The organism is Porphyromonas sp. oral taxon 275 (genome assembly GCF_018127745.1).
Lineage (GTDB): Bacteria > Bacteroidota > Bacteroidia > Bacteroidales > Porphyromonadaceae > Porphyromonas.
Genome location: NZ_CP072333.1, coordinates 1,565,817 through 1,585,856 on the forward strand (window position 1 = coordinate 1,565,817; position 20,040 = coordinate 1,585,856).

Sequence of the window (20,040 nt, forward strand, 5' to 3'; positions counted from 1 at the left end):
GCGCTATGAAGTCGCTTAAGACCAAGAGCCTGCTACTAGCCCTTACGCTCCTCGGAGCAGCGGGCACCGAGCTCCGTGCCCAGAGCACGGACTCGGTCGCCCAGCTCCAGGTGAGCCGCGTGGACAGCGTGATCACGCTGACCGAGGATGAGCTGGTGGCTGGCCTACGCGCCATCGCTGAGGCCTGGCAGGCTCGTCAGCAGCAGGTAGTCCCCCAGCAGACCGAGCTCGCTCGCGTGCTGAAGCTCCAGCTGCTGCTCAATAGCCTCGGGCTAAGTGCTGCCCAGCGCCCCGTGCAGCCCGTCGTGGCTGGGGCGGCGCCCGCACAGCGCGTGTACTACCCCGACGTCTATGGCTATGCGCGTCGCTACCAGCAGCCACAGCAGCAGTACCAGGACCTCACCAGTGGCGCTCGCATCGATCGCCTGGAGCGTCTCCTGGAGCTGAGCCTCCTGCAGCGCCAGGCGGAGCAGAAGGTGACGACGCTGCCCGCAGCACAGGCACGTGCAGCACGTCAGACCAATGACTCGCTGCTCTACGTCCTACGCCAGGAGCTCGGTGCCCTACGTCAGGAGCGTGAGGCGCTGCGTCAGCAGCCCAGCCAGGTGCAGCAGCAGCCTCAGCAGCAGCCCACCACGACGCAGATCGTGATGCCTGCCGTACCCCTGCAGCCCGCACAGCCTGTCCAGCAGCCCGTGATGCCCCTGCAGCCGCTGCAGCCCGCTCAGCCTACGAGCGAGCTATCGGATGCGCTGCTGGTGACCTACTTCAAGCGCCAGGTCTTCTTCGCCGTAGGCCGCAGCGAACTGCTGCCCGAGGCACGCCTGACGCTCAACGAGGTCTACCGCTTCCTCAGCCAGGACAGCCAGCTGCGCCTCTTCCTCACGGGCTTTGCCTCCCCTGAGGGAAACGCTAAGCGCAATGCGAGCCTAGCCGAGCAGCGCAGCCGCGCCGTCTTCGACTACCTCGTCAGCTGCGGTGTCTCCCGTGACCGCCTCGTGGCTGTCGCTGGAGGGGTAGACCGCAACACCGATCTCTACGGCGTCGCACGTCGCGTAGATATCGAGCTGAAGAAGTAAAGCCACTCCCCACGAGCACGCTCCATCTAAGGCGTGCCACATAAACAAGGAAGCCCCCGAGGCGCTCACCGATGTGAGCAGCCTCGGGGGCTTCGCTATTAGGATCGTATGCCTAGGGGCTAGGGGCGAAGGTCAGAGCAGGCTGAGCCTCCAGCCTCCTTAGACTAAGAACGGCCATGAGGGAGCCTCGAGGAGCGTCCTAGACGAGGGCGAGGCCTTGTCCACGAGCCGCCAGCGGGCAGCCTAGCAGCCCGAGCCGTCGATGCTGCAGGCAGTACCTGCGGCGACGCTCGCCGAGCGGCGCGACAGCCCAGCCTCCTCGGGACAGAGCGTCACCGTACCATCCTCGAGGACGAAGCAGGGGACCCCTGCCCAACCCTTGCGCTTGGCGACCTCAAAGGCAGGCTCGCTGTCACGGAGGCGAAGGAAGGCCTTGAGGTGGCTGATGTGCGCCCCGATATCTATTACTTCGTAGCGGGCGTCGCCCTTGACCTGCTCCTCGACAGCTGCGCAGTCGGGGCAGCTGGGCATACCATATATCTTGATCATGATGCTTGGTGATGGGATGAAACTTAATAATCTATGTACTCTAGTAACCTCTGAGAAGGCTCGGAGGTTGCGTCACAGCGAGCACTTAGCTCGGCGAAGGCTCGCCGAGGATGTCCGTCTTCCGCCCCCGAGGCTGGGCTAAGTGGCAAGCCTTCGCCCACCTACCTAAGCCCTCCCGCGATCGGGCAAGCTAAGGCGGAGCGCGGGCAGTGCCTACACCCCGCTCCCTAAGGGATATCCCTCAGAGGTCTGACTGCTATCCCTCACGGGCGTGACAGGCGTCCCTCAGCGCGCTGACTGATAGCTCTCAACACCCCTCCCCCTAGTACGAAGCGACTCCGCCCCCGCCGTGCTCCATACGAGCATAGCGGGGGCGGAGTCGTCCTATAGTACCTAATCGGAGGTAGCGGAGCTACTTGCCCAGCACCTCGACAGCCTTCAGTAGCTGCGTGTCGACGCCCTTGAGCACCTTCTCGGGATCGAGGGGGATGATGACGTCGGGGATCATCTGAGTATTCTCGAGATAGGTCCCCTCAGCCGTGCGGTAGCCTACGGCGGGGATGCCGTAGTAGAGGCTGGGGTCGAGGAGCGTATCCCAGTTCACGCTGGTCATCGTACCTGCCACGGGCATCCCGACGACCTTGCCGATATGCTGGTGCTGGTAGACCCAGGGCGTGCCGTGGGCATTGCTGTAGTCGGCTTCGCAGGTGAGCATGACGCTAGGCTTATTCCAGCGGCGGCTCGGCATCTCGCAGTAGTCCTTGCCACGCACCTCCTGCGTCAGGTACTGCTTGCCCGAGAAGAAGACCTCGATATCCTCATGCAGGCGCCCACCGCCGTTGTAGCGGATGTCGATGACGATGCCCTTGCGGTCGTAGTAGCGGCCGAGGGCCTCGGAGTACACGGTACGGAAGTGCTCGTCCGCCATCGAGGGGATATGCACATAGCCGTACTTGCCGCCCGAAGCCTTATCTACCTCGGCGGCACGCTGCTTGACCCAGCGGCGATATAGCAGCGCTGAGAGCTGCCCCGCCGTGATGGGGCGGATGACCTCCTCATGCTCGCTGCCATCGGCGCTGCGGAAGCGTACGAGGAGGCGCTTGCCCGCCTTGTCGCTCAGCAGCGGATAGTAGTCCATCCCCGCCTTGATCTGCTGCCCGTCCAGGGCCAGGATCAGCGCGCCCTGACGCAGACGCGAGTCGGAGCGGTCGAAGGGCCCCCCAGCGACCACCTCATCCACCACGAGCCCATCCCCCGCACGCGGCGAGGAGACGAATAGACCCAGCTCGGCGGTGGGGAAGGACGAGGGCGGAGTGCGGTAGCGCCCGCCCGTGTGGGAGACGTTCAGCTCGCCCAGCAGCTCAGCTAGCAGCTCGGCGAAGTCCTGTGAGTGGCTGATATAGGGCAGGTAGCGGCGGTAGTGGTCGGTGAGCTTGGGCCAGTTGACGCCGTGCATATCCTTGCGGTAGAAGCGGGCAGCCTCCTCACGCACGACCTCCTCATACATAGCGCGGCGCTCAGCAGCGCGGTCGATGGAGCGGCGTCCCGAGAGGCTGATGGGCTTGAGCGTCTCGCTGCGGGGGTCGAACTTCTGCGGGGAGGAGCCGAGGATGAAGTAGGTCTTGCCCTCGCGGTCGCTGTCGAAGAAGGCGGAGCTCAGCCCCAGCTTGCGCAGCAGCCCCGTCGTATGCTTCCTGAGGTCATGCACCCAGAGGTCGTAGCTGCCCTCCGTAGAGGAGAGGTAGTAGAGCTTCTGCCCGTCGGGGCTCATGATGAGGTCGCCGAGCGTGGCGGAGCGTGGGGTGAGGCGCACCGTGCGTAGGTCGAGGTCGTCCCACTCGAGGCGCGTCTCCTTCTTCGTCGCGGTGCTGGTCTTAGCCTCGGCCTTCGTGCTCGTGCTGTCGCTCTTAGCCTTGGCACGCTGCTTCTCCAGCTCCTTATAGAGCTCCTGCTCCTCCTCGCTGCGCAGGTACTGCTCGTGGGCTGCGCGGTTGAGGAAGATCATCATCACGTCGGTCTGCGAGCCCCAGGAGGCGTGGTTACGCATGCCATAGCGCTCGGTCAGGTAGACCAGCGACTGCCCGTCGCGACTCCAGCGAGGCGCCCAGCAGCGGTAGCCGCTGTTGGTGAGGTTGTAGACCTTGCCATCGCCCGAGGTGCTCACCAGGCCGATATCGCTATAGGGCGCATGGTCACGCGCCACGTAGGTAAGCGCCAGCCACTTGCCATCGGGCGACCAGTTGAAGTCAATCTCGCCCGAGCGCTCGTGGGCATAGCGCCCGTCGGTGACCTGGCGGGTCTTGCCTGTGCGGAGGTTGTGGATCATGATGCGCTCGCGGTCGAGGACGAAGGCCAGCTCCGTACCGTCGGGAGAGATCTGTGGGTACATCTGCTCGCCCGAGACGCCGAGCTCGAGGCGCCGCTCGGTGATCTGCGTCGCGTTGGGGAAGTTCGGGTCCTCGCTGCGGGCGATGCGCGCCTCGTAGAGCGCCCAGCTGCCGCCCTTACAGCTCGCGTAGATGAGGCTACGGCCATCGCGGCCGAAGGTCACCCCACGGTCTACCTGTGAGCCGAAGGTCACCTGCTTGGTCGTCGTGTAGTCGGCACTGGTGACGAAGACATCCCCACGGGAGATGAAGGCGATCTGCTTACCGTCGGGCGAGACAGAGGAGGAGCCCAGGCTGCGGCTCATTGAGAGCGTCAGCTGCTCGCCCTCGCTGGAGTCGCGCACGATGCTGATGGGTACGCGCTGCTCGCGCCCGCCAGGGGCCAGTGTATAGATCTCACCCGCGTAGCCGAAGCAGAGGAGCCCCGCCTGCGAACTGCTGAGGAAGCGGACGGGATCGCCCTTGAGCTGCGTGAGGGCGCGGGGCGTGGCGGCCGTATCGTAGAGCGCACGGCTGTAGACGTTCATCGAGCCCCCAGCGCGCTCACTGAGGAAGTAGAGGCTCTTGCCGTCGGGGCTGTAGATCGGGTTACGGTCCTCGCCGTCGTGCTGCACGATCGGGCGGTAGCTGCCTCGAGTGAGGTCGTACTCCCAGAGGTCACGGCTGGCGGAGGAGGTATGATGCTTGCGCCAGGTATCCTCGTAGCTCTTGATGTCCTGATAGAGGAAGCGCTTGCCGTCGGCACTGAAGTGGATCGCCTCGACGGGCGTAGCGGTGACGAGCTCGGGACGGCCGCCCGTGACGGGCACACGGTAGAGCTCGGTGAGGAAGCTCGCAGGGTAGAGCGCCGAGGCTGCAGGATCCTGTAGGTGCGCCTTGAAGACGAGGTAGCGCCCGTCGGGCGTGAAGCACTGGGGCGTCTCCGTACCCGAGTGTGTGGTCAGCTGGCGCAGCTCGCCCCCCGTGGCAGGGATGAGGTAGATATTCGTCCCCTCAGCATTGCGGTCGCTGGAGAAGGCGATATAGCGGCCATCGGGCGACCATACGGGCTGGCTCTCGTAGCTGGAGGCCGTGGTCAGGCGGCGCGCTTCGCCCCCCGTCGTAGGGACCGTATAGATATCCCCCTGATAGGCAAAGGCGATCTGCCGACCATCGGGCGAGATACTCGGGTAGCGCAGCCACAGCGGACGCTCCTGAGCTGCCAGCGTAGCCCCTGAAGCCAGGAGCAGCGTACATAGTACCGTGCGAAGAGTCATACGTGATAAGGAGTAAGGTGATAGATAGTAAAGCCACACAGGTGGACGAGGCAGGCCGCGCGCGGCCTAGTCCTTGTCCACCTGTGCTGCGTAGCCGCGCCAGCGCTCCAAGAGGAGCGCCAGATCGGACGGCAAATCACTGTCGAAGGTCAGCTCCTGCCCCGTGTGCGGATGGACGAAGCCAAGGGTCTTGGCATGGAGGGCCTGCCGCGGGCAGAGGGCGAGGCAGTTCTGGACGAACGGTCGGTAGCGGGCGAACTGATTGCCCCATAGGATGCGGTCGCCGCCGTAGCGCTCGTCGGCGAAGAGCGGGTGCCCGAGGTGCCGCATATGGGCACGTATCTGATGCGTGCGCCCCGTCTCGAGGCGACACTCCACCCAGGAGACATAGGCCAGCTCCTCGAGGACGGTGTAGTGCGTGACGGCGTGCTTGCCCTTGTCGCTACCCTCGGGGTAAACGGCCATCTGGAGGCGATCGCGCTCATCGCGGCCTATATTGCCGACGATGGTGCCCTCAGGGCTGTCGAAACGCCCCCAGACGAGGGCGCGGTAGGTGCGCTTGGTGGTCTTCTCGAAGAACTGACGCGAGAGATGCGCCTTCGTCTCGGGGCGCTTGGCCACGACGAGCAGCCCGCTCGTATCCTTGTCGATGCGGTGCACGAGCCCCAGGCGTGGATCCTCGGGGTCGTAGTGCGGGTCGTCCTTGAGGTAATAGGCCAGGGCATTGACCAGCGTCCCCGTATAGTTGCCATGCCCGGGATGGACGACGAGGCCCGCGGGCTTATTGACCACCAGGAGGTATTCGTCCTCGTAGACGATGTCCAGGGGGATATCCTCGGGGATGATCTCCAGCTGGCGGCGCGGACGGCGCAGCTGGAGCGTGACGACCTCGAGGGGCTTGATGCGGTAGTTGGCCTTGACGGGACGGTCACCGACGAAGACATAGCCGCCCTCCAGCGCCTGCTGGATACGGCTGCGGGAGGTGTGGGGCATGCGCGTGGCGAGGAACTTGTCGATGCGCAGCAGCTCCTGCCCCTTGTCGGCGACGACGCGGAAGTGCTCGTAGAGCGGCGTGCTGTCAGCGTGCGTCAGATAGGAGACGGCGGCGGGATCCCCCGCCTCGTCCTCCTCGTCCTCGAGGAGCTCCCCGTCCAGCTCGTCGGCTAGGGGTGCTTCGTCCCCTGTAGCCCCCAGCTGGCCTTTGCCCCCCTCGGGAGCGTGAGCTGATCCTTGGCTACGTAGCTCCTCGGCGAGCTCAAGTGCGAGCTCAGCCTCGAGCTCGTCTGCGGTAGGCTTGGGCGTGGCTACCACCAGTCCGTCGTATTTTCCTTCTTAGGCTCGGGGGCGACACTCACGCTATCGGCGAGGCTATCGCGTCCCCAGCCCTCGATGAGGCGATCCAGGCCGAGCGTGTCGACGACGGCCGTAGCTACATAGAGGTAGAGCTTGGTATTGACGGGCAGCTGCGTCCCCTGCGGGATGCTCTTGCCATCAGCCGTCTTGAGGTCGACGACCGAGCCCACGTAGCCCCCTGGGACGGTGCGCTGCTCGACCTCCTCGAAGCCTAGCCCGCGCAGCAGCGCCAGGATCTGGCGTGCCGACTGGTCCTTGTAGGCAGGGATGGTCTGATTGCGTGGGTGCAGCCCGTTGATGGCGATGAAGAGCAGACGCCCCGCCTTGACGCGGCTGCCTGGGGCGGGGACGACATCGCGGATCGTGCCGGGGCGGGCGGTCTTGGAGAAGGTCGAGTCGTTGATCTCGTACTCCAGCCCGACGGACTTCAGGATCTGCTCGGCCTCGGCCAGCGTCTTGCCCCTCAGGTCGGGGATGACGACGCTATCGCCATGCTTGGTATAGAGGTCGAGCCCGAAGGTGAGGATGAGGACAAAGAGCAGGCTTAGCCCTATCATAAGGGCCAGATGTGTGAGGAGGGAGTCCTTGGTGAAGAGCTTCTTCATAGATTTGCTAGGGAGAGCGCAGGCTAGAGGCGACCCGCGTTGACGAAGAGGGTGACGGACTCGGGCGTGTCGGGTGCGTCGATGGTGGCGCTACTGCCCTCCCACTCCTTGAGGCCGTTATGGATGTAGATGATCTTGTCCCCGATGGAGTGCACCGAGTTCATATCATGGGTGTTGACGATGGTGGTGATGCCGTACTCACGGGTGATCTCGTAGATGAGCTGGTCGATGACCATGGAGGTCTTGGGGTCAAGGCCCGAGTTCGGCTCGTCGCAGAAGAGGTAGCGAGGATTCAGGGCGATGGCGCGGGCGATGGCCGTGCGCTTCATCATTCCACCGCTGATCTCGGCAGGGTACTTATTGGCTGCGTCTGCCAGCCCGACGCGCTCCAGCAGCTCCATAGCTCGGTGGTAGCGGCGGTCGTAGCTCTCGCGGGAGAACATCTCCATAGGGAAGAGCACATTCTCCACCACCGTCATGCTGTCGAAGAGCGCCGAGCCCTGGAAGAGCATCCCCATCTCGCGGCGCAGGCCCAGCAGGCTAGGCTTGTCCATGCCCACTAGGTCGCGGCCGTCGTAGAGCACCTCCCCTACGTCGGGTGTGATGAGGCCGATCATACACTTGACGAAGACGGACTTCCCCGCTCCGCTACGCCCGATGACGAGGCTGGTCTTACCGGCCTCGAAGGTGGCATCAATACCCTTGAGCACCTCCTTCTCGCCGAAGCGCTTGTAGAGAGACTTTACCTGGATCATAGCGCTAGGTAAGCATGAGGTTGGTGAGCAGCACGTCGAAGAAAAGGATGAGCACGCTGCTATTGACGACGGCACGGGTGCTGGAGGAGCCCACCTGCAGGGCGCCGCCCTTGACGCAGTAGCCGTAGTAGGAGGCTACTGAGGAGATGATGAAGGCGTAGACCAGGCTCTTGATGATGGAGTGGCCTACGTAGGCGGGGGTGAAGAAGAGCTGCAGTCCGTAGACATAGTCCTGGTGCGTCAGCCCGTTGGCCAGGTCGCAGGCGATGTAGCCCCCGTAGATGCCCGTGATCATAGAGAAGATGGAGAGCACTGGGATGAAGCTCATGAAGCCGACGATCTTGGGCAGGATGAGGAAATTGGCTGAGTTGACCCCCATGATCTCCATGGCATCGATCTGCTCCGTGACGCGCATCGTCCCCAGCTCGGAGGCGATGCTGGAGCCTACCTTCCCCGAGAGGATGAGGCACATCACCGTCGAGGAGAACTCTAGGATCATGATCTCACGCGCCGAGTAGCCTATGGTGAAGCGCGGGATGAGCGGGCTGGTCATATTGATCGACAGCTGGATGGTGATCACCGCCCCTATAAAGAAGGAGATGATGAAGACGATCCATATCGAGCCCACACCGAGGCTGTAGATCTCCCGCACGACGGAGCGGTGGAACATGTGCCAGCGCAGCGGCAGGGCGAAGGTACGCCCCATGAGCTGCGTGTACTCACCGATGTTGGCTAGGACTTTGGATTGCATAGATGCACTGTAAGGGAAGGGGAAGGGACTCGACAGCTAGCGTAGGTCGATGACCTCGCAGCCGGGATAGCTACGCTCGCTGAGCACATAGAAGGAGGCCGCAGCTGCATTGCGGTGGCTGGGCGCCCCGAGCTCGGCCGTCAGGCGACTCCCATCGCGCGCCACGAAGACGAGGCGCGTGGGGCTGCCGCTCTTAGTCTGGAAGCTTGCCTCCACACTCCGTATATTACTCTTGCCCTGGGGCACGAAGCGCACAAGGGTCGTCGCTGCGGGAGCTGGGAGCTGGCTACTGGTGAAGCCCTGAGCACGCGAGCGCAGGAAGCGCAGCGGGTTGATCTGCAGCAGCTCCTCCTCCGTGGGGCGCGAATGGGTCAGTGTCTCCTCGGCCTTGTCATAGTAGCTCAGCGTCCCCGAGCTGTAGACAGCAGTGATGCTGCCATACTCGAGGCGGAAGGCATCCCCCTGTAGGTACATGCGCCCCTTGGTCGTGCCCTGCGGCTTGCCCGCACGGTCCTGGAGACGCGTCACGAACTCCACCTGCGCCATGCCCGAGCCGTAGAGGCTCGTCTCGGCGCGCTCGAGCAGCTGCGTCAGCTCTCGGGACTGCTGCGCCGAGGCGGGCAGCAGCCCGAGGATGAGGAGCAGTGCTCCGTATATCACTTGCTTCATATCTTGATCTCTAGAGTCAGCAGGCACGCCCTAGGCTACATCCTGTCGAGGAGCTGCTGTAGGCTGGCCTGATCCTTAATATATACCTCACGCGGCTTACTCCCCTCTTGCGGGCCGACGACACCTGCTCCCTCGAGCTGGTCCATCAGGCGCCCGGCACGGTTGTAGCCGATGTTGAACTTACGCTGTATGTAGGAGGTCGAGCCTACCTGCATCTGCACTACCAGGAGGGCCACCTCGTCGAAGAGGCTATCCTTCTCCTGGGGACTGAACCCCTTATCCTTAGCTCCATCCCCTCCCTCAGGAACGTACTCGGGCAGCTCATAGGCATATCCGAGGCTTTCCTGCGAGGCGATATGCTCGACGATGAGCTCCGTCTCGGGCGTGTCCATGAAGGCACACTGCACGCGTATCATATCCTTGCCCTGATAGAAGAGCATATCCCCGCGACCGATCAGCTGGTTGGCTCCCGGCGAATCGAGGACGGTACGGGAGTCGACCATGGAGAAGACCTTGAAGGCAATACGCGCTGGGAAGTTCGCCTTGATGAGCCCTGTGATGACATCGGTCGAAGGGCGCTGCGTGGCGATGACCATGTGTATCCCCGCGGCGCGCGCCTTCTGCGCCAGACGGGCGATGGGCTGCTCCACCTCCTTGCCGACGGTCATCATCAGATCGGCGAACTCGTCCACGATGAGCACGATGTAGGGCATCAGCTCGTGCCCATCCAGGCGGCTGAGCTCGCCCGAGCGTACCTGCTCGTTGTACTCCTTGATATTGCGCACGGCGCGCCCTGCCGTCTGGAGCTTGCGGTAGCGGTTGTCCATCTCGACGCAGAGCGAATTGAGCGTAGCCACCACCCTACTCATGTCGGTGATGATCGCCTTGTCGGAGTCGGGCAGCTTGGCTAGGAACTGGTGCTCGATCTCCTCGTAGATGGAGAACTCCAGCATCTTGGGGTCCACCATGACGAACTTGAGTTCCTCGGGGCGCTTGCTGTAGAGCAGCGAGGTGATCAGGGCGTTCAGCCCGACACTCTTCCCCTGCCCCGTCGCCCCTGCAATGAGGAGGTGGGGCATCTTCACGAGGTCGAAGATGAAGGGCTCATTGGTGATCGTCTTCCCTATACCTACGGGGAGCTCCATGCGCTCCTGCTGCTCGCGATACTTGCGCGAGGCGAGGATGCTGCGCATCGAGACGGTCTGCGGATTGGAGTTAGGCACCTCGATACCGATCGTCCCCTGGCCAGGCATGGGGGCGATGATACGCACGCCCTCGCTCTTGAGCCCCATGGCGATGTCGTCGTCCATAGCCTTGATGCGCGAGACCTTAATCCCCGAGTCGGGGATGACCTCGTAGAGCGTCACCGTCGGGCCGACGGTCGCCTTGCAGGGCGTGACGGGCATCTTGAAGCTCGCCAGCGTGTCGATGATCCGCTGCTTGTTGTGCTCGATCTCGTCCATGTCTATGCCCGTGGCGCTCTGCTCGTAGTCGCGCAGCAGGTCGATCGAGGGCTTCTGATAGTGCGCCAGCTGTATGCCTGGGGCAAGCGGAGCACGCTCAGGCAGCTCCTCCTCCACAAGGTCATCGGCGGGCGCCTGCTCGACGATCATCCCCTGGCTGGGGTCGAGGTCCGCCGTAGGCTCGGCGCTGAAGACGGGATCAGACGTCCTATAGGGGCTATAGCTGTCGTGCTCGGCCTCGGCACGCAAGGGCGCCTCGTGCGCCTGCTCCATCATCGATGTGTAGGGCAGCTCCTCCTCGTAGAGCTCGTCAGCCAAGCGCTCGGTGTGCTCCTCGGCTGCAGGGCCAGCGGCCTCGTCAGCCTCGGGGGCGACTTCCCCAGGCTTACGCGTCCAGCGCTCCCAGAGGCTCGGACGGCGGAGATGAAGCTCGGGCGCCTTGATCGGCGGATGCTGCACGGCCTTAAGGACACGGTCGGAGCAGAGGATGCTCACGATGATGACCGTCCCCAAGAGCAGCAAGAGGAGCCCCGAAGTCCCCAGGTGCAGCGCGAGCTGCTGGTAGTAGTGTGCGCCCCAGGCTCCGCCGAAGACCAGGAAGGTATCCGAGGGCCAGAGCTGCTGCAGGCCTGTCAGAGCGATCGCGCTCCACAGGGCGAGGAAGCCCCAGAAGAGGAAGCGAGCCAGCGCACGGATCAGGCGCGAATGGCGGTCAAAGACGACATAGAGCGCCGTCTGGAAGCCAAAGGCGAAGAGGGCAAAGGTACCGAAGCCGAAGAGCTCGTTGAAGAGGTAGTTCCCCATGCGTGCCCCGAGGAGGCCAAAGGGATTGCGCACCTCGAGCCCCAGCTCCTGCAGCTGCTGCGGTGTCAGGCTCGGGTCGAGCAGACTCTGGTCTGCGCCCCCCGAGAAGAGGAAGCCCAGGACGGAGCAGAGGCAGAAGGCCAAGAGGAGAAGGAAGCTAAGCGCCAGGACGACGGCCATGCGGTTGTTGTCTCTATTCTTGGAGACGAGCCCACGCAGCCACTGCATGAGGCCTGCTGCCAGCGAGCCCCGCCCGTCGGTCGAGGACGTGCGCTTGGCCTGCGATGATCGTTGTGCTTGCTTTGTCTGGGGTTGTTTCGCCATTGTGAGGATCTACTGGGGCCTAGCACCCATGCTTCTTTATCCTGCAAAAATACTCAAACGGCGGCACTTGCTCAAACGGCTCCTCCCCTCGCTCCCTACCCGAGTGCGCCGCTGGGGCAAGCCGTCCAGCAGCCTAGCTCCAGCCGCTCCCAGCCGCCGCCCGCACAAGACTCCCAGCCCACCGCCCCACGCCTCCCCCAAAGCTACTCCCAGCCCCACCACGAGCTGACTGCCTTACCCAAGCTCTGCGAGAGATATCCCTCAGCCTCGCCACTGGCGACACCCAGCGCTCCGACTGGCGGCACTCAGCGCGCTGACTGGCGGCACTCAGCGCGCTGACTGATATCCTTCACCGCCCCCTCCCCACTAGAGGAGCTGCGCGGTGTGCTTAGGATGGAGGGCGAGCAGGGTATGCTCCCTCCAGCCCTAGGAGGCGGCTTTCCCCACGTCTCATTTCCTAGGAGGCAAGGCAGGGCGGTACGCCTGGCGAAGGGGGTGCGGGCTAAGGCGGGGACTTGTCGTATCTTTGTGGGAAGAACGATCAAGAACATCACCCACTCGCATTATGGAGCACCCACTGCACATATATAATAGCTTGACGCGCCGTCGGGAGCAGTTCGTCCCCCTGGCTGAGCCCCACGTCGGGCTGTACGTCTGCGGGCCTACGGTCTACGGCGATGCCCACCTAGGACACGCCCGCCCCGCCATCACCTTCGACATCCTCTTCCGCTTCCTCCGCCACCTCGGCTATAAGGTGCGCTACGTGCGCAACATCACTGACGTGGGCCATCTGGAGCACGACGCCGATTCGGGCGAAGACAAGATCGCCAAGAAGGCACGCCTCGAGCAGCTCGAGCCCATGGAGGTCGTGCAGTACTACCTCACGCGCTACCACGAGGCGATGGCCCAGCTCGGCGTCCTGCCCCCCAGCATCGAGCCGCAGGCCTCGGGGCACATCCTCGAGCAGATCGCTCTGACGCAGCAGATCCTCGATGCGGGCTTCGCCTACGTCAGCGAAGGCTCGGTCTACTTCGACGTCACGAAGTACGACAAGGTCTACGGCTATGGCGAGCTCAGCGGCCGACGTATCGAGGATATGCTCTCCAACACGCGCAGCCTCGACGGGCAGGACGAGAAGCGCAATCCACTGGACTTCGCCCTGTGGAAGAAGGCCCAGCCCGAGCACATCATGCGCTGGCCCAGCCCTTGGGGCGAAGGCTTCCCGGGCTGGCATGCCGAGTGCACGGCCATGGGGCGTAAGTACCTCGGGGAGCACTTCGACATCCACGGCGGAGGGATGGACCTCGTCTTCCCGCACCACGAGTGCGAGATCGCTCAGGCCAAGGCCTCCCAGGGGGGGCACGAGCTGGTGCGCTACTGGATGCACAATAACATGATCACCATCGAGGGGCAGAAGATGGGCAAGTCGCTGGGCAACTTCATCACCCTGGAGCAGTTCTTCACGGGCGACCATCCCAAGCTGGCGCAGGCCTACAGCCCGATGACGATCCGCTTCTTCATCCTCAGCGCGCACTACCGCGGGACGGTGGACTTCAGCAACGAGGCCCTGCAGGCTGCCCAGAAGGGACTCGGCCGGCTGCTGGATGCCGCAGCCCTCATCGACGGGCTCAAGGCCAGCGCCACGAGCACGGTCGACATCACGGGCCTAGCCCAGCGCTGCCACGAGGCACTCTGTGACGACCTCAATACGCCTATGGTCATCGCCGAGCTCTTCGATGCGGCGCGGGTCATCAATGCCGTACACAACCATCAGGCGACCATCACTGCGGCTGAGATCGAGGAGCTCAGCAACACCTATCGCCTCTACCTCACCGAACTGCTCGGGCTGGTGGATGAGCGCCAGGGCGATGGGGCTGCGCACGAAGCCTTCAGCGGCGCCGTGGAGCTGCTGCTGAGCCTGCGTCAGGATGCCAAGAGCCGCAAGGACTGGACGACCTCCGACCGCATACGTGACGAGCTGACGGCCCTCGGCTTCACCATCAAGGATACCAAGGAGGGGACCGAGTGGTCGCTCTAGCCATGCACTACAGCTTCGTCATCCCCGTCTACAACCGCCCTGAGGAGCTCGAGGAGCTGCTCGGGAGCATCGTGCGGCTCAGAGGGGACTACGCCTACGAGGTCGTCATCGTGGAGGACGGATCGACGCGCAGCAGCGAGGCAGTGGTAGCCCGCTACCGTGACCAGCTGCCTGCCCTCGTCTACCTCGTCGTACCCAATGGCGGCCCCTCTCGGGCACGCAACCTCGGCGTAGCTCAGGCCAGCGGGGAGTACGTCCTCATCCTCGACTCGGACGTCGTCCTACCCGAGGGCTACCTCGCAGCCGTCGACACCGCGCTGCAGGACACGACGGTGGAGGCCTTCGGCGGGCCCGATGCCGCCTCCCCCGACTTCAGTCCCGTGCAGCAGGCCATCAACTACGCGATGACTTCGCCCCTCACCACGGGCGGCATACGCGGGGGCAGCGCTGGGGCGATGGAGCAGTTCAAGCCCCGCAGCTTCAACCTCGGCTGCCGCCGCGAGCGTTACCTCGCCTTGGGCGGCTTCGATGAGCGGATGCGCTTCGGCGAGGATATAGACTTCAGCCTCCGCCTCCTCGAGGCTGGGGCACGGACGATCCTCATCCCTGGGGCTTGGGTCTATCACAAGCGGCGCGTGGACTTCCGCAAGTTCTTCCGTCAGGTGCATAACTCCGGCATCGCCCGTATCCACCTCGAGACACGCCACCCGGGGAGCACGCGTCTAGTGCACCTGCTACCCGCGGCCTTCACGGTCGGCTCCCTCCTGGCGCTTACCTTTGGCTGGGGACGCTGGGGGCTTGTGGCTCTGGCGCTCCTATGGTTCGTCGATGCCCTACAGCGCACGCGAGGCGGGGTGGAGGTCGCCGCACTCTCGGTCGTGGCCTGCTTCGTGCAGCTCTGGGGCTACGGCTCAGGCTTCCTGCGCGCCTGGTGGGGCAAGTACGTCCAGCACAAGCCCGAGTTCACGGCCTTCAAGGATAACTTCTATGACTAGCGCGCAGCTCGTCCTCTCCCTCTCGCTTGGCCTCCTGCTGAGCGCTGCGAGCTGTCGCCCCCAGCTGCAGCCCGACACGCGCTCTGGGCTGGTCATCCCCGAGCGCATCATCAGCCCGCAGGCACGCCTCGACTACGCCATAGTCCACTACTGGGACAAGAGCCCCCAGTGGACACCCGAGCGCGCGGCCGAGCTGGAGCTATGGATCGCCGACTACAGCGGGCTGATCGCAGGCCAAGCCCCCAGCAAGGTGCGCCAGCCGCTCATCAGTAGTCTGGACTACATCCCCAGCGAACTGATCCCGCTGACGCTGGCTAGCTATCGCCGTCAGCTCCTCGACTCGGCCTCACTCCTCCACGACGAGCACAGCTACGCCCTGCTGCTCCTCTGGGCGCGCCACAGCCCCAAGCTCGACTCGGCTCAGCAGGAGGGGGCGCTCGAGGAGCTACGCCTGCTGCGTAAGCGCTGGAGCGGCCCTGCCCCCATCGACAGCCTCATCCTGCAGGACAGCCTGACTCGTGCGGACAGCCTTGCCGCTAGCCCTCAGCCCCTTCCCCGCCCCCGACGAACCAAGCCACGCCCTATAGCCGATGAAGAGTAAGCGACTCCTCACCCAGCTCATCGAATACGTAGAGCTCTTCGAAGCCGCCTTCCCCGAGGCCGAGGAGCTGCACCTGGCGAGCTTCATCACCTTCGTGCAAAGTCTGCTGGAGGACCATAAGGCAGAGCAGTCCCAGCGCCCGAGCCTCGGCCAAGCGATGCCCCTAGAGGTCGACATAGCACGGCATCTGGCCCTGCTGCAGCGCTACTCCAAGAGCTACACCAAGCGTGCTCTGGCCGCCTCCGACACGCTGCAGAGCGAGGAGGAATACTCCTACCTCGTGAGCCTCATCAGCGGTCAGCCCCTGACGAAGACGGAGCTGAACACCCTCAACGCCCTAGAGAAGACCTCGGGCTCAGAGATCATCCGCCGCCTCGTGCAGAAGGGGCTCGCCACCGAGCAGCCCGACGAACGAGATCGCCGCAGCGTACTCGTCTCCATCACCCCACGCGGTAGGGCCGAGCTGCAGAAGGTCTTCCCCCAGCTACATATAGCGGCCTCGCTTCTCTCCCAGCCCCTGCTACCCGAGCAGAAGTCCACGCTGGGGCTCCTACTGAGCTACCTCTGTCAGGAGCACGGCACCCTCTACCCAGCCAAGAGCGATACACCCCTGGAGGAGCTGCTCCATAAGCCCTAGACGAGTAGCGAGCAAGTGCTGACTTGCCTGCCATCTAGGCACAAGGCAAGTTCCCCTTTCCCTTTCGTTCACTTAGGGATAAGTACGAGAATAAGGATAAAAGGCCGCGGGCCCGAGTCTCATAGGTAGACTTGGGCCCGCGGCCTTTATGCTAGCTCAGCTCTCGCAGAGCTGCCGTGGAGGTGGCGCGCAGCTAGGTGCTACGTCTGGGGCGACGCTAGAGGACGTTCAGCACCTGCTCCTTGATCTGCTCCAGCTCATCCTTCATCTGCACGACGAGCTGCTGCATAGCGGCGTGATTGCTCTTAGAGCCCATGGTGTTGATCTCGCGGCCGATCTCCTGAGCAATGAAGCCGAGCGTCTTACCCTGCCCGGGCTGGGGCGCGTCCAGCACCTCCATGAAGTAGCTGAGGTGGTGCGCCAGGCGCGACTTCTCCTCGTTGATATCGAGCTTCTCGATGTAGTAGATGAGCTCCTGCTCGAGGCGTGAGCGATCGTAGTCCCCGCTGGGCATGAGCTTGCGCAGGCCTTCCTCGAGGCGCTGACGCACCTGCTGGATGCGCTCGGCCTCAGGGTAGGTGATCTCCGCCAGCAGTGCCGTGATGCGCTGGATACGCTCGGCGAGCACCTCGTAGAGCATGACGCCTTCCTGACGGCGAAACTCCATAAGCTCGTCCACTGCCTGCTGCGTAGCCTGGCGAAGCACCGCCAGCTCCTCCTCCCCGAGCTCGGGCTGACGCGTGCTCTCGGTATCGAGGACGCCGGGCAGGCGAAGAAGCGCTGCCGTGTCGAGGGGAAGCTCCTGCCCCAGCTCGCTGCTCAGCGCTCTCAGCTGATGGACATAGCCCAGGAGTGCCTCGCGGTTGATGAGGCTGGCGTTGCCCTCGAGGGCGTCGTCATCGATGCTGATGCTGAGGTCAATCTTGCCCCGCTGTAGCTGGCTGGTGATGAGGCTACGCAGCTCGAGCTCGGCCGTGCGGTAGGCCGAGGGGACACGTGCCGAGAGGTCGGCCTGCTTGCTGTTGAGGGACTTGATGGCTACGGTGATGGTACGCGAGCCGTAGCGCAGGGCGGCCTTACCGAAGCCCGTCATGGAGTATATCATAGCTGTGGAAGTATTTGAGAGCGTCTACTTAGTTCGTTTCTTGAGCGCCTCACGGCGGGCACGCTGACGGGCCTCCAGCTCGTGCTGATACTGGGCGGCCTTCTTCTGCCCACGCTTGCTGGAGGCAAAGGCATTATAGTTGAAGATCTCGGGAAGGGCACGGGCGCGGTCGACGAACTTCAGTTCGCCCGTCTCCGTACGGCGCAGCACGAGCTCATCATAGAGGCTATCCCGAGCGGCCAGGCTATCGGGCGGTGCGGTGCCGAGGCGATAGGCGCTGTAGTGCAGCTGGCGGCGGCTGACGACGATATGCTGGTAGAGCGCCAGGCCCGTACCGAGGCGATCATAGCCCTTGTCGAAGGTGTTGTGCGCCTCCTGGCTTACGGCTGGGCTCACCACGAGGACCGGGGAGATCGTGTCCCCCGCAGCACTACGCTGCGAGGCGCGGCCGTAGCAGCCGTCGTGCCCCTGCAGGATCAGGTCGGCCCCCGCAGCGATGAGCTCATCGCGGAGGAAGTAGTGCATCACCAGGTGCTGCTGCTCCTCGAGCACGCGGTCTACGGGCAGGTGCAGCAGCACGATACGCCACTGGCGCTCGTCGCACTGCAGGGCCTGCCTCAGCCAGCTGCGCTGCACCTGGATGCCGCCCCAGCTGATGAGGCGCGCCGCGTCCAGCACGACGAAGCGCACATAGGGGTAGTCAACATAGTAGCTACGCCCTAGATAGCCCTCGGGACCATTGGCAGGGTAAGGGTACTGCGCCCGCCAGCGCGGGTCGAGGGCATAGCCCGTATGTTCCTTGATGTAGGAGGCGGTGCCAGGCACGACGAGCTGCGGCAAGCGGCTGGAGCGTCTGCCAAGGAGCTCGTACCATTCCCTCCAGGCGGCATCATTAGCTCCCGTGAGGTAGTTGCCCGTGAGGGCGTAGAGGTCTAGGTCGGGGAAGCTGCGGTCGATACGCTCCAGCAGCTGGCGCTTCTGCTGGGGGGTGGCTGTGTCCAGAGCCCCAAGGTAAACGAGCTGCAGAGAGTCCGCGGCCTCTATGGGCGTACGGAAGCTGTAGACCTCGGACTGCACGCCGCCCGTCACCAGACGATAGCGGTACTGCGTCCCAGGCTGGAGGCTGTCGAGGGCTACCTGATAGTAGCAGCCGCGCCCCGAGGCGGTCACGACCTGCTGCCCCTCGGCCTGATAGCGTAGCGTCTCGGTCTGCAGGCGGCCACGACGTCCCTTGGGGCGCTCGTAGCTCAGCAGGAGGTAGCTCTCTGCGAGCTCCTCCCCGCAGCGCCAGCTCACCACACGGCTCTGGGCGTAGTCCTCACCTGGCAGCAGCTGCACGCGCTCGATACGCATCGGGCTGCGGTAGCTGGGCTCGTCGGGATCGGCCTGCAGGAGGAAGAAGAGGCCGCAGGCGATGAGCGCCAGCCCAAGCACCAGCAGCGCCAGCACCCACAGGCGCAGACCGAGATAGGTCTTCGGCTTGGGGGGCAGCGGCTTGGGCTTCTTGGGTGATTGGCGACGTGGCATCCCTAGGGGCTTCGATGAATAGGGCTAAGAGCGGTAGCAGGCTAATAGCTGCGCGCTGCGATGTAGTCGGCCAGCGCCAGGAGCGACTGCCTATAGGCGCTGTCGGGGTAGTGTAGGATGAGCTGCTTGGCCTCGTCGATGTAGTGCATGAGGCGCTCCTCGGCATAGCGGATTCCTCCGCCCTCGATGGCGAGCTCCGTCAGCCGCGCTACGCCCTCCTCGCTCAGCGGATGCTGGCTAAGGGTCGCCAGCGCCTCCTTGGTCTCGGGGCTGTCGGGCTGCTGGAGTAGGACGTGAAGCAGGGGCAGCGTGACCTTACCCTCACGCAGGTCGTTGCCCGTGGGCTTACCCACGTCGCCCTTGTAGTAGTCGAAGATATCGTCTCGTATCTGGAAGGCCATCCCCAGGAGCTCACCGATCAGGGTGAAGCGCTCCTTGTCCTCCGTGCTTGCCTCCGTGGTGATAGCGGCAATGCGAGCACAGCTGGCGAAGAGCACCGCCGTCTTCTGCCTGATGATCTCGTAGTAGTTCGCCTCGTCTAGGCGCAGGCTGTCGGCACTCTCGAACTGGCGGATCTCGCCCTCCGTGAGCTCGCGCCCGATGCCCGAGACGATAGCCATCACCTCGAGGTCACGCAGCGCGATAGCGCCGATCAGTGCCGAGGAGAGGATGAAGTCACCCATCAGAACGGCCACGCGATTGTCGAAGATCGCCCCGAGCGTAGGGCGTCCGCGGCGTGTCTTGGCCTCGTCGATGACGTCGTCATGGATGAGGGTCGCGGTATGGATCAGCTCCAGCAGGACGGCGGCATCGATGCTGCGCTGCGCGGGGCTCTTCCCCTCGGGAAGCCCCGAGAGAAGCGCCACGAGGATAGGGCGCACCTTTTTGCCCGTGGAGGCACTGAGCAGCTCGATGGCACGTCCCAGCCACTCCGACTTGGTCGCGAGTATCTCGGCAAATTGGCTATGGAAGTTGTCCACCAGCGTTGCGATGGGCGCCTTGATCTTATCTAGTTGATCCATGAGCAGTCCTTAGTTATCTATTAGTGCAAAAATACGGATAATCCGACAGACGCCTGACGGTCAAGTATAATTTTGCTTAAGTGCAAGGATGCTAGCCATAAGCCCCAGCCTCGCAGCGAG

Annotated in this window: 16 protein-coding genes; 5 read left to right on the plus strand and 11 right to left on the minus strand. The window is 63.8% G+C overall.

Annotated features, from left to right (window positions below):
- Positions 1 to 5 precede the first annotated feature (5 nt).
- On the plus strand, positions 6 to 1,079 hold the full coding sequence (locus tag J4862_RS06245; RefSeq protein ID WP_211788268.1) for an OmpA family protein: 1,074 nt from the start codon (positions 6 to 8) through the stop codon (positions 1,077 to 1,079).
- Positions 1,080 to 1,322: 243 nt separating this feature from the next.
- Here J4862_RS06245 and J4862_RS06250 read toward each other — a convergent pair whose 3' ends face one another.
- The 8 genes from J4862_RS06250 to J4862_RS06285 all read right to left on the minus strand — a co-directional run bounded on the left by J4862_RS06250 (position 1,323) and on the right by J4862_RS06285 (position 11,995).
- Positions 1,323 to 1,628: a glutaredoxin-related protein gene (locus J4862_RS06250; RefSeq protein WP_211788269.1), complete on the minus strand. Its 306-nt coding sequence runs from the start codon at positions 1,626 to 1,628 to the stop codon at positions 1,323 to 1,325.
- Positions 1,629 to 2,040: 412 nt separating this feature from the next.
- Positions 2,041 to 5,271: a S41 family peptidase gene (locus J4862_RS06255; protein ID WP_211788270.1), complete on the minus strand. Its 3,231-nt coding sequence runs from the start codon at positions 5,269 to 5,271 to the stop codon at positions 2,041 to 2,043.
- 66 nt (positions 5,272 to 5,337) lie between these two features.
- Positions 5,338 to 6,426, minus strand: coding sequence for an RluA family pseudouridine synthase (locus J4862_RS06260; RefSeq protein WP_211789568.1), 1,089 nt, complete (start codon positions 6,424 to 6,426; stop codon positions 5,338 to 5,340).
- Between the two features lie 149 nt (positions 6,427 to 6,575).
- Positions 6,576 to 7,229, minus strand: a complete 654-nt coding sequence (locus J4862_RS06265) for a PASTA domain-containing protein (protein ID WP_211788271.1) — start codon at positions 7,227 to 7,229, stop codon at positions 6,576 to 6,578.
- Between the two features lie 23 nt (positions 7,230 to 7,252).
- On the minus strand, positions 7,253 to 7,984 hold the full coding sequence (locus tag J4862_RS06270; RefSeq protein WP_211788272.1) for an ABC transporter ATP-binding protein: 732 nt from the start codon (positions 7,982 to 7,984) through the stop codon (positions 7,253 to 7,255).
- A 4-nt stretch (positions 7,985 to 7,988) separates the two neighbouring features.
- Positions 7,989 to 8,735 carry an ABC transporter permease gene (locus J4862_RS06275; protein ID WP_211788273.1) on the minus strand — a complete coding sequence of 249 codons (747 nt, stop codon included), beginning with the start codon at positions 8,733 to 8,735 and terminating at the stop codon, positions 7,989 to 7,991.
- Between the two features lie 36 nt (positions 8,736 to 8,771).
- Positions 8,772 to 9,404, minus strand: a complete 633-nt coding sequence (locus J4862_RS06280; protein ID WP_211788274.1) for an outer membrane lipoprotein carrier protein LolA — start codon at positions 9,402 to 9,404, stop codon at positions 8,772 to 8,774.
- Positions 9,405 to 9,439: 35 nt separating this feature from the next.
- Positions 9,440 to 11,995: a DNA translocase FtsK gene (locus tag J4862_RS06285; RefSeq protein WP_249107408.1), complete on the minus strand. Its 2,556-nt coding sequence runs from the start codon at positions 11,993 to 11,995 to the stop codon at positions 9,440 to 9,442.
- 565 nt (positions 11,996 to 12,560) lie between these two features.
- On the opposite strand from J4862_RS06285, the gene cysS reads away from it, so the two are divergent.
- Genes cysS through J4862_RS06305 form a run of 4 tightly spaced genes read left to right on the plus strand, consistent with a single transcriptional unit; the run spans position 12,561 to position 16,266 of the window.
- Positions 12,561 to 14,033 (plus strand): cysteine--tRNA ligase, encoded by a 1,473-nt coding sequence (gene cysS / locus J4862_RS06290; RefSeq protein ID WP_211788275.1) that lies wholly within the window; start codon positions 12,561 to 12,563, stop codon positions 14,031 to 14,033.
- A gap of 2 nt (positions 14,034 to 14,035) precedes the next feature.
- Positions 14,036 to 15,028, plus strand: a complete 993-nt coding sequence (locus tag J4862_RS06295) for a glycosyltransferase (protein WP_211788276.1) — start codon at positions 14,036 to 14,038, stop codon at positions 15,026 to 15,028.
- Entirely contained in the window at positions 15,021 to 15,629 is a 609-nt protein-coding gene (locus J4862_RS06300) for a DUF5106 domain-containing protein (protein ID WP_211788277.1), read from the plus strand. Before J4862_RS06295 ends, J4862_RS06300 begins: the two co-directional genes overlap by 8 nt.
- On the plus strand, positions 15,619 to 16,266 hold the full coding sequence (locus tag J4862_RS06305; protein WP_211788278.1) for a MarR family winged helix-turn-helix transcriptional regulator: 648 nt from the start codon (positions 15,619 to 15,621) through the stop codon (positions 16,264 to 16,266). The genes J4862_RS06300 and J4862_RS06305 overlap by 11 nt, the downstream gene beginning before the upstream one ends.
- A 217-nt stretch (positions 16,267 to 16,483) precedes the next feature.
- Here the strand turns inward: J4862_RS06305 and J4862_RS06310 are convergent, their stop codons facing one another.
- Genes J4862_RS06310 through J4862_RS06320 form a run of 3 tightly spaced genes read right to left on the minus strand, consistent with a single transcriptional unit; the run spans position 16,484 to position 19,920 of the window.
- Positions 16,484 to 17,371, minus strand: a complete 888-nt coding sequence (locus J4862_RS06310) for a YicC/YloC family endoribonuclease (RefSeq protein ID WP_211788279.1) — start codon at positions 17,369 to 17,371, stop codon at positions 16,484 to 16,486.
- A gap of 24 nt (positions 17,372 to 17,395) precedes the next feature.
- On the minus strand, positions 17,396 to 18,898 hold the full coding sequence (locus J4862_RS06315; protein ID WP_211788280.1) for a fibronectin type III domain-containing protein: 1,503 nt from the start codon (positions 18,896 to 18,898) through the stop codon (positions 17,396 to 17,398).
- A 41-nt stretch (positions 18,899 to 18,939) separates the two neighbouring features.
- Positions 18,940 to 19,920 (minus strand): polyprenyl synthetase family protein, encoded by a 981-nt coding sequence (locus J4862_RS06320; protein WP_211788281.1) that lies wholly within the window; start codon positions 19,918 to 19,920, stop codon positions 18,940 to 18,942.
- Positions 19,921 to 20,040: the final 120 nt, after the last annotated feature.

What these genes read in the sequence shown, in the direction of transcription:
- J4862_RS06245 (WP_211788268.1), top strand. Translation starts at nt 6, where the DNA reads ATGAAGTCGCTTAAGACCAAGAGCCTGCTACTAGCCCTTACGCTCCTC.
- J4862_RS06250 (WP_211788269.1), bottom strand. Translation starts at nt 1,628, where the DNA reads ATGATCAAGATATATGGTATGCCCAGCTGCCCCGACTGCGCAGCTGTC.
- J4862_RS06255 (WP_211788270.1), bottom strand. Translation starts at nt 5,271, where the DNA reads ATGACTCTTCGCACGGTACTATGTACGCTGCTCCTGGCTTCAGGGGCT.
- J4862_RS06265 (WP_211788271.1), bottom strand. Translation starts at nt 7,229, where the DNA reads ATGAAGAAGCTCTTCACCAAGGACTCCCTCCTCACACATCTGGCCCTT.
- J4862_RS06270 (WP_211788272.1), bottom strand. Translation starts at nt 7,984, where the DNA reads ATGATCCAGGTAAAGTCTCTCTACAAGCGCTTCGGCGAGAAGGAGGTG.
- J4862_RS06275 (WP_211788273.1), bottom strand. Translation starts at nt 8,735, where the DNA reads ATGCAATCCAAAGTCCTAGCCAACATCGGTGAGTACACGCAGCTCATG.
- J4862_RS06280 (WP_211788274.1), bottom strand. Translation starts at nt 9,404, where the DNA reads ATGAAGCAAGTGATATACGGAGCACTGCTCCTCATCCTCGGGCTGCTG.
- J4862_RS06285 (WP_249107408.1), bottom strand. Translation starts at nt 11,995, where the DNA reads ATGGCGAAACAACCCCAGACAAAGCAAGCACAACGATCATCGCAGGCC.
- cysS (WP_211788275.1), top strand. Translation starts at nt 12,561, where the DNA reads ATGGAGCACCCACTGCACATATATAATAGCTTGACGCGCCGTCGGGAG.
- J4862_RS06295 (WP_211788276.1), top strand. Translation starts at nt 14,036, where the DNA reads ATGCACTACAGCTTCGTCATCCCCGTCTACAACCGCCCTGAGGAGCTC.
- J4862_RS06300 (WP_211788277.1), top strand. Translation starts at nt 15,021, where the DNA reads ATGACTAGCGCGCAGCTCGTCCTCTCCCTCTCGCTTGGCCTCCTGCTG.
- J4862_RS06305 (WP_211788278.1), top strand. Translation starts at nt 15,619, where the DNA reads ATGAAGAGTAAGCGACTCCTCACCCAGCTCATCGAATACGTAGAGCTC.
- J4862_RS06310 (WP_211788279.1), bottom strand. Translation starts at nt 17,371, where the DNA reads ATGATATACTCCATGACGGGCTTCGGTAAGGCCGCCCTGCGCTACGGC.
- J4862_RS06315 (WP_211788280.1), bottom strand. Translation starts at nt 18,898, where the DNA reads ATGCCACGTCGCCAATCACCCAAGAAGCCCAAGCCGCTGCCCCCCAAG.
- J4862_RS06320 (WP_211788281.1), bottom strand. Translation starts at nt 19,920, where the DNA reads ATGGATCAACTAGATAAGATCAAGGCGCCCATCGCAACGCTGGTGGAC.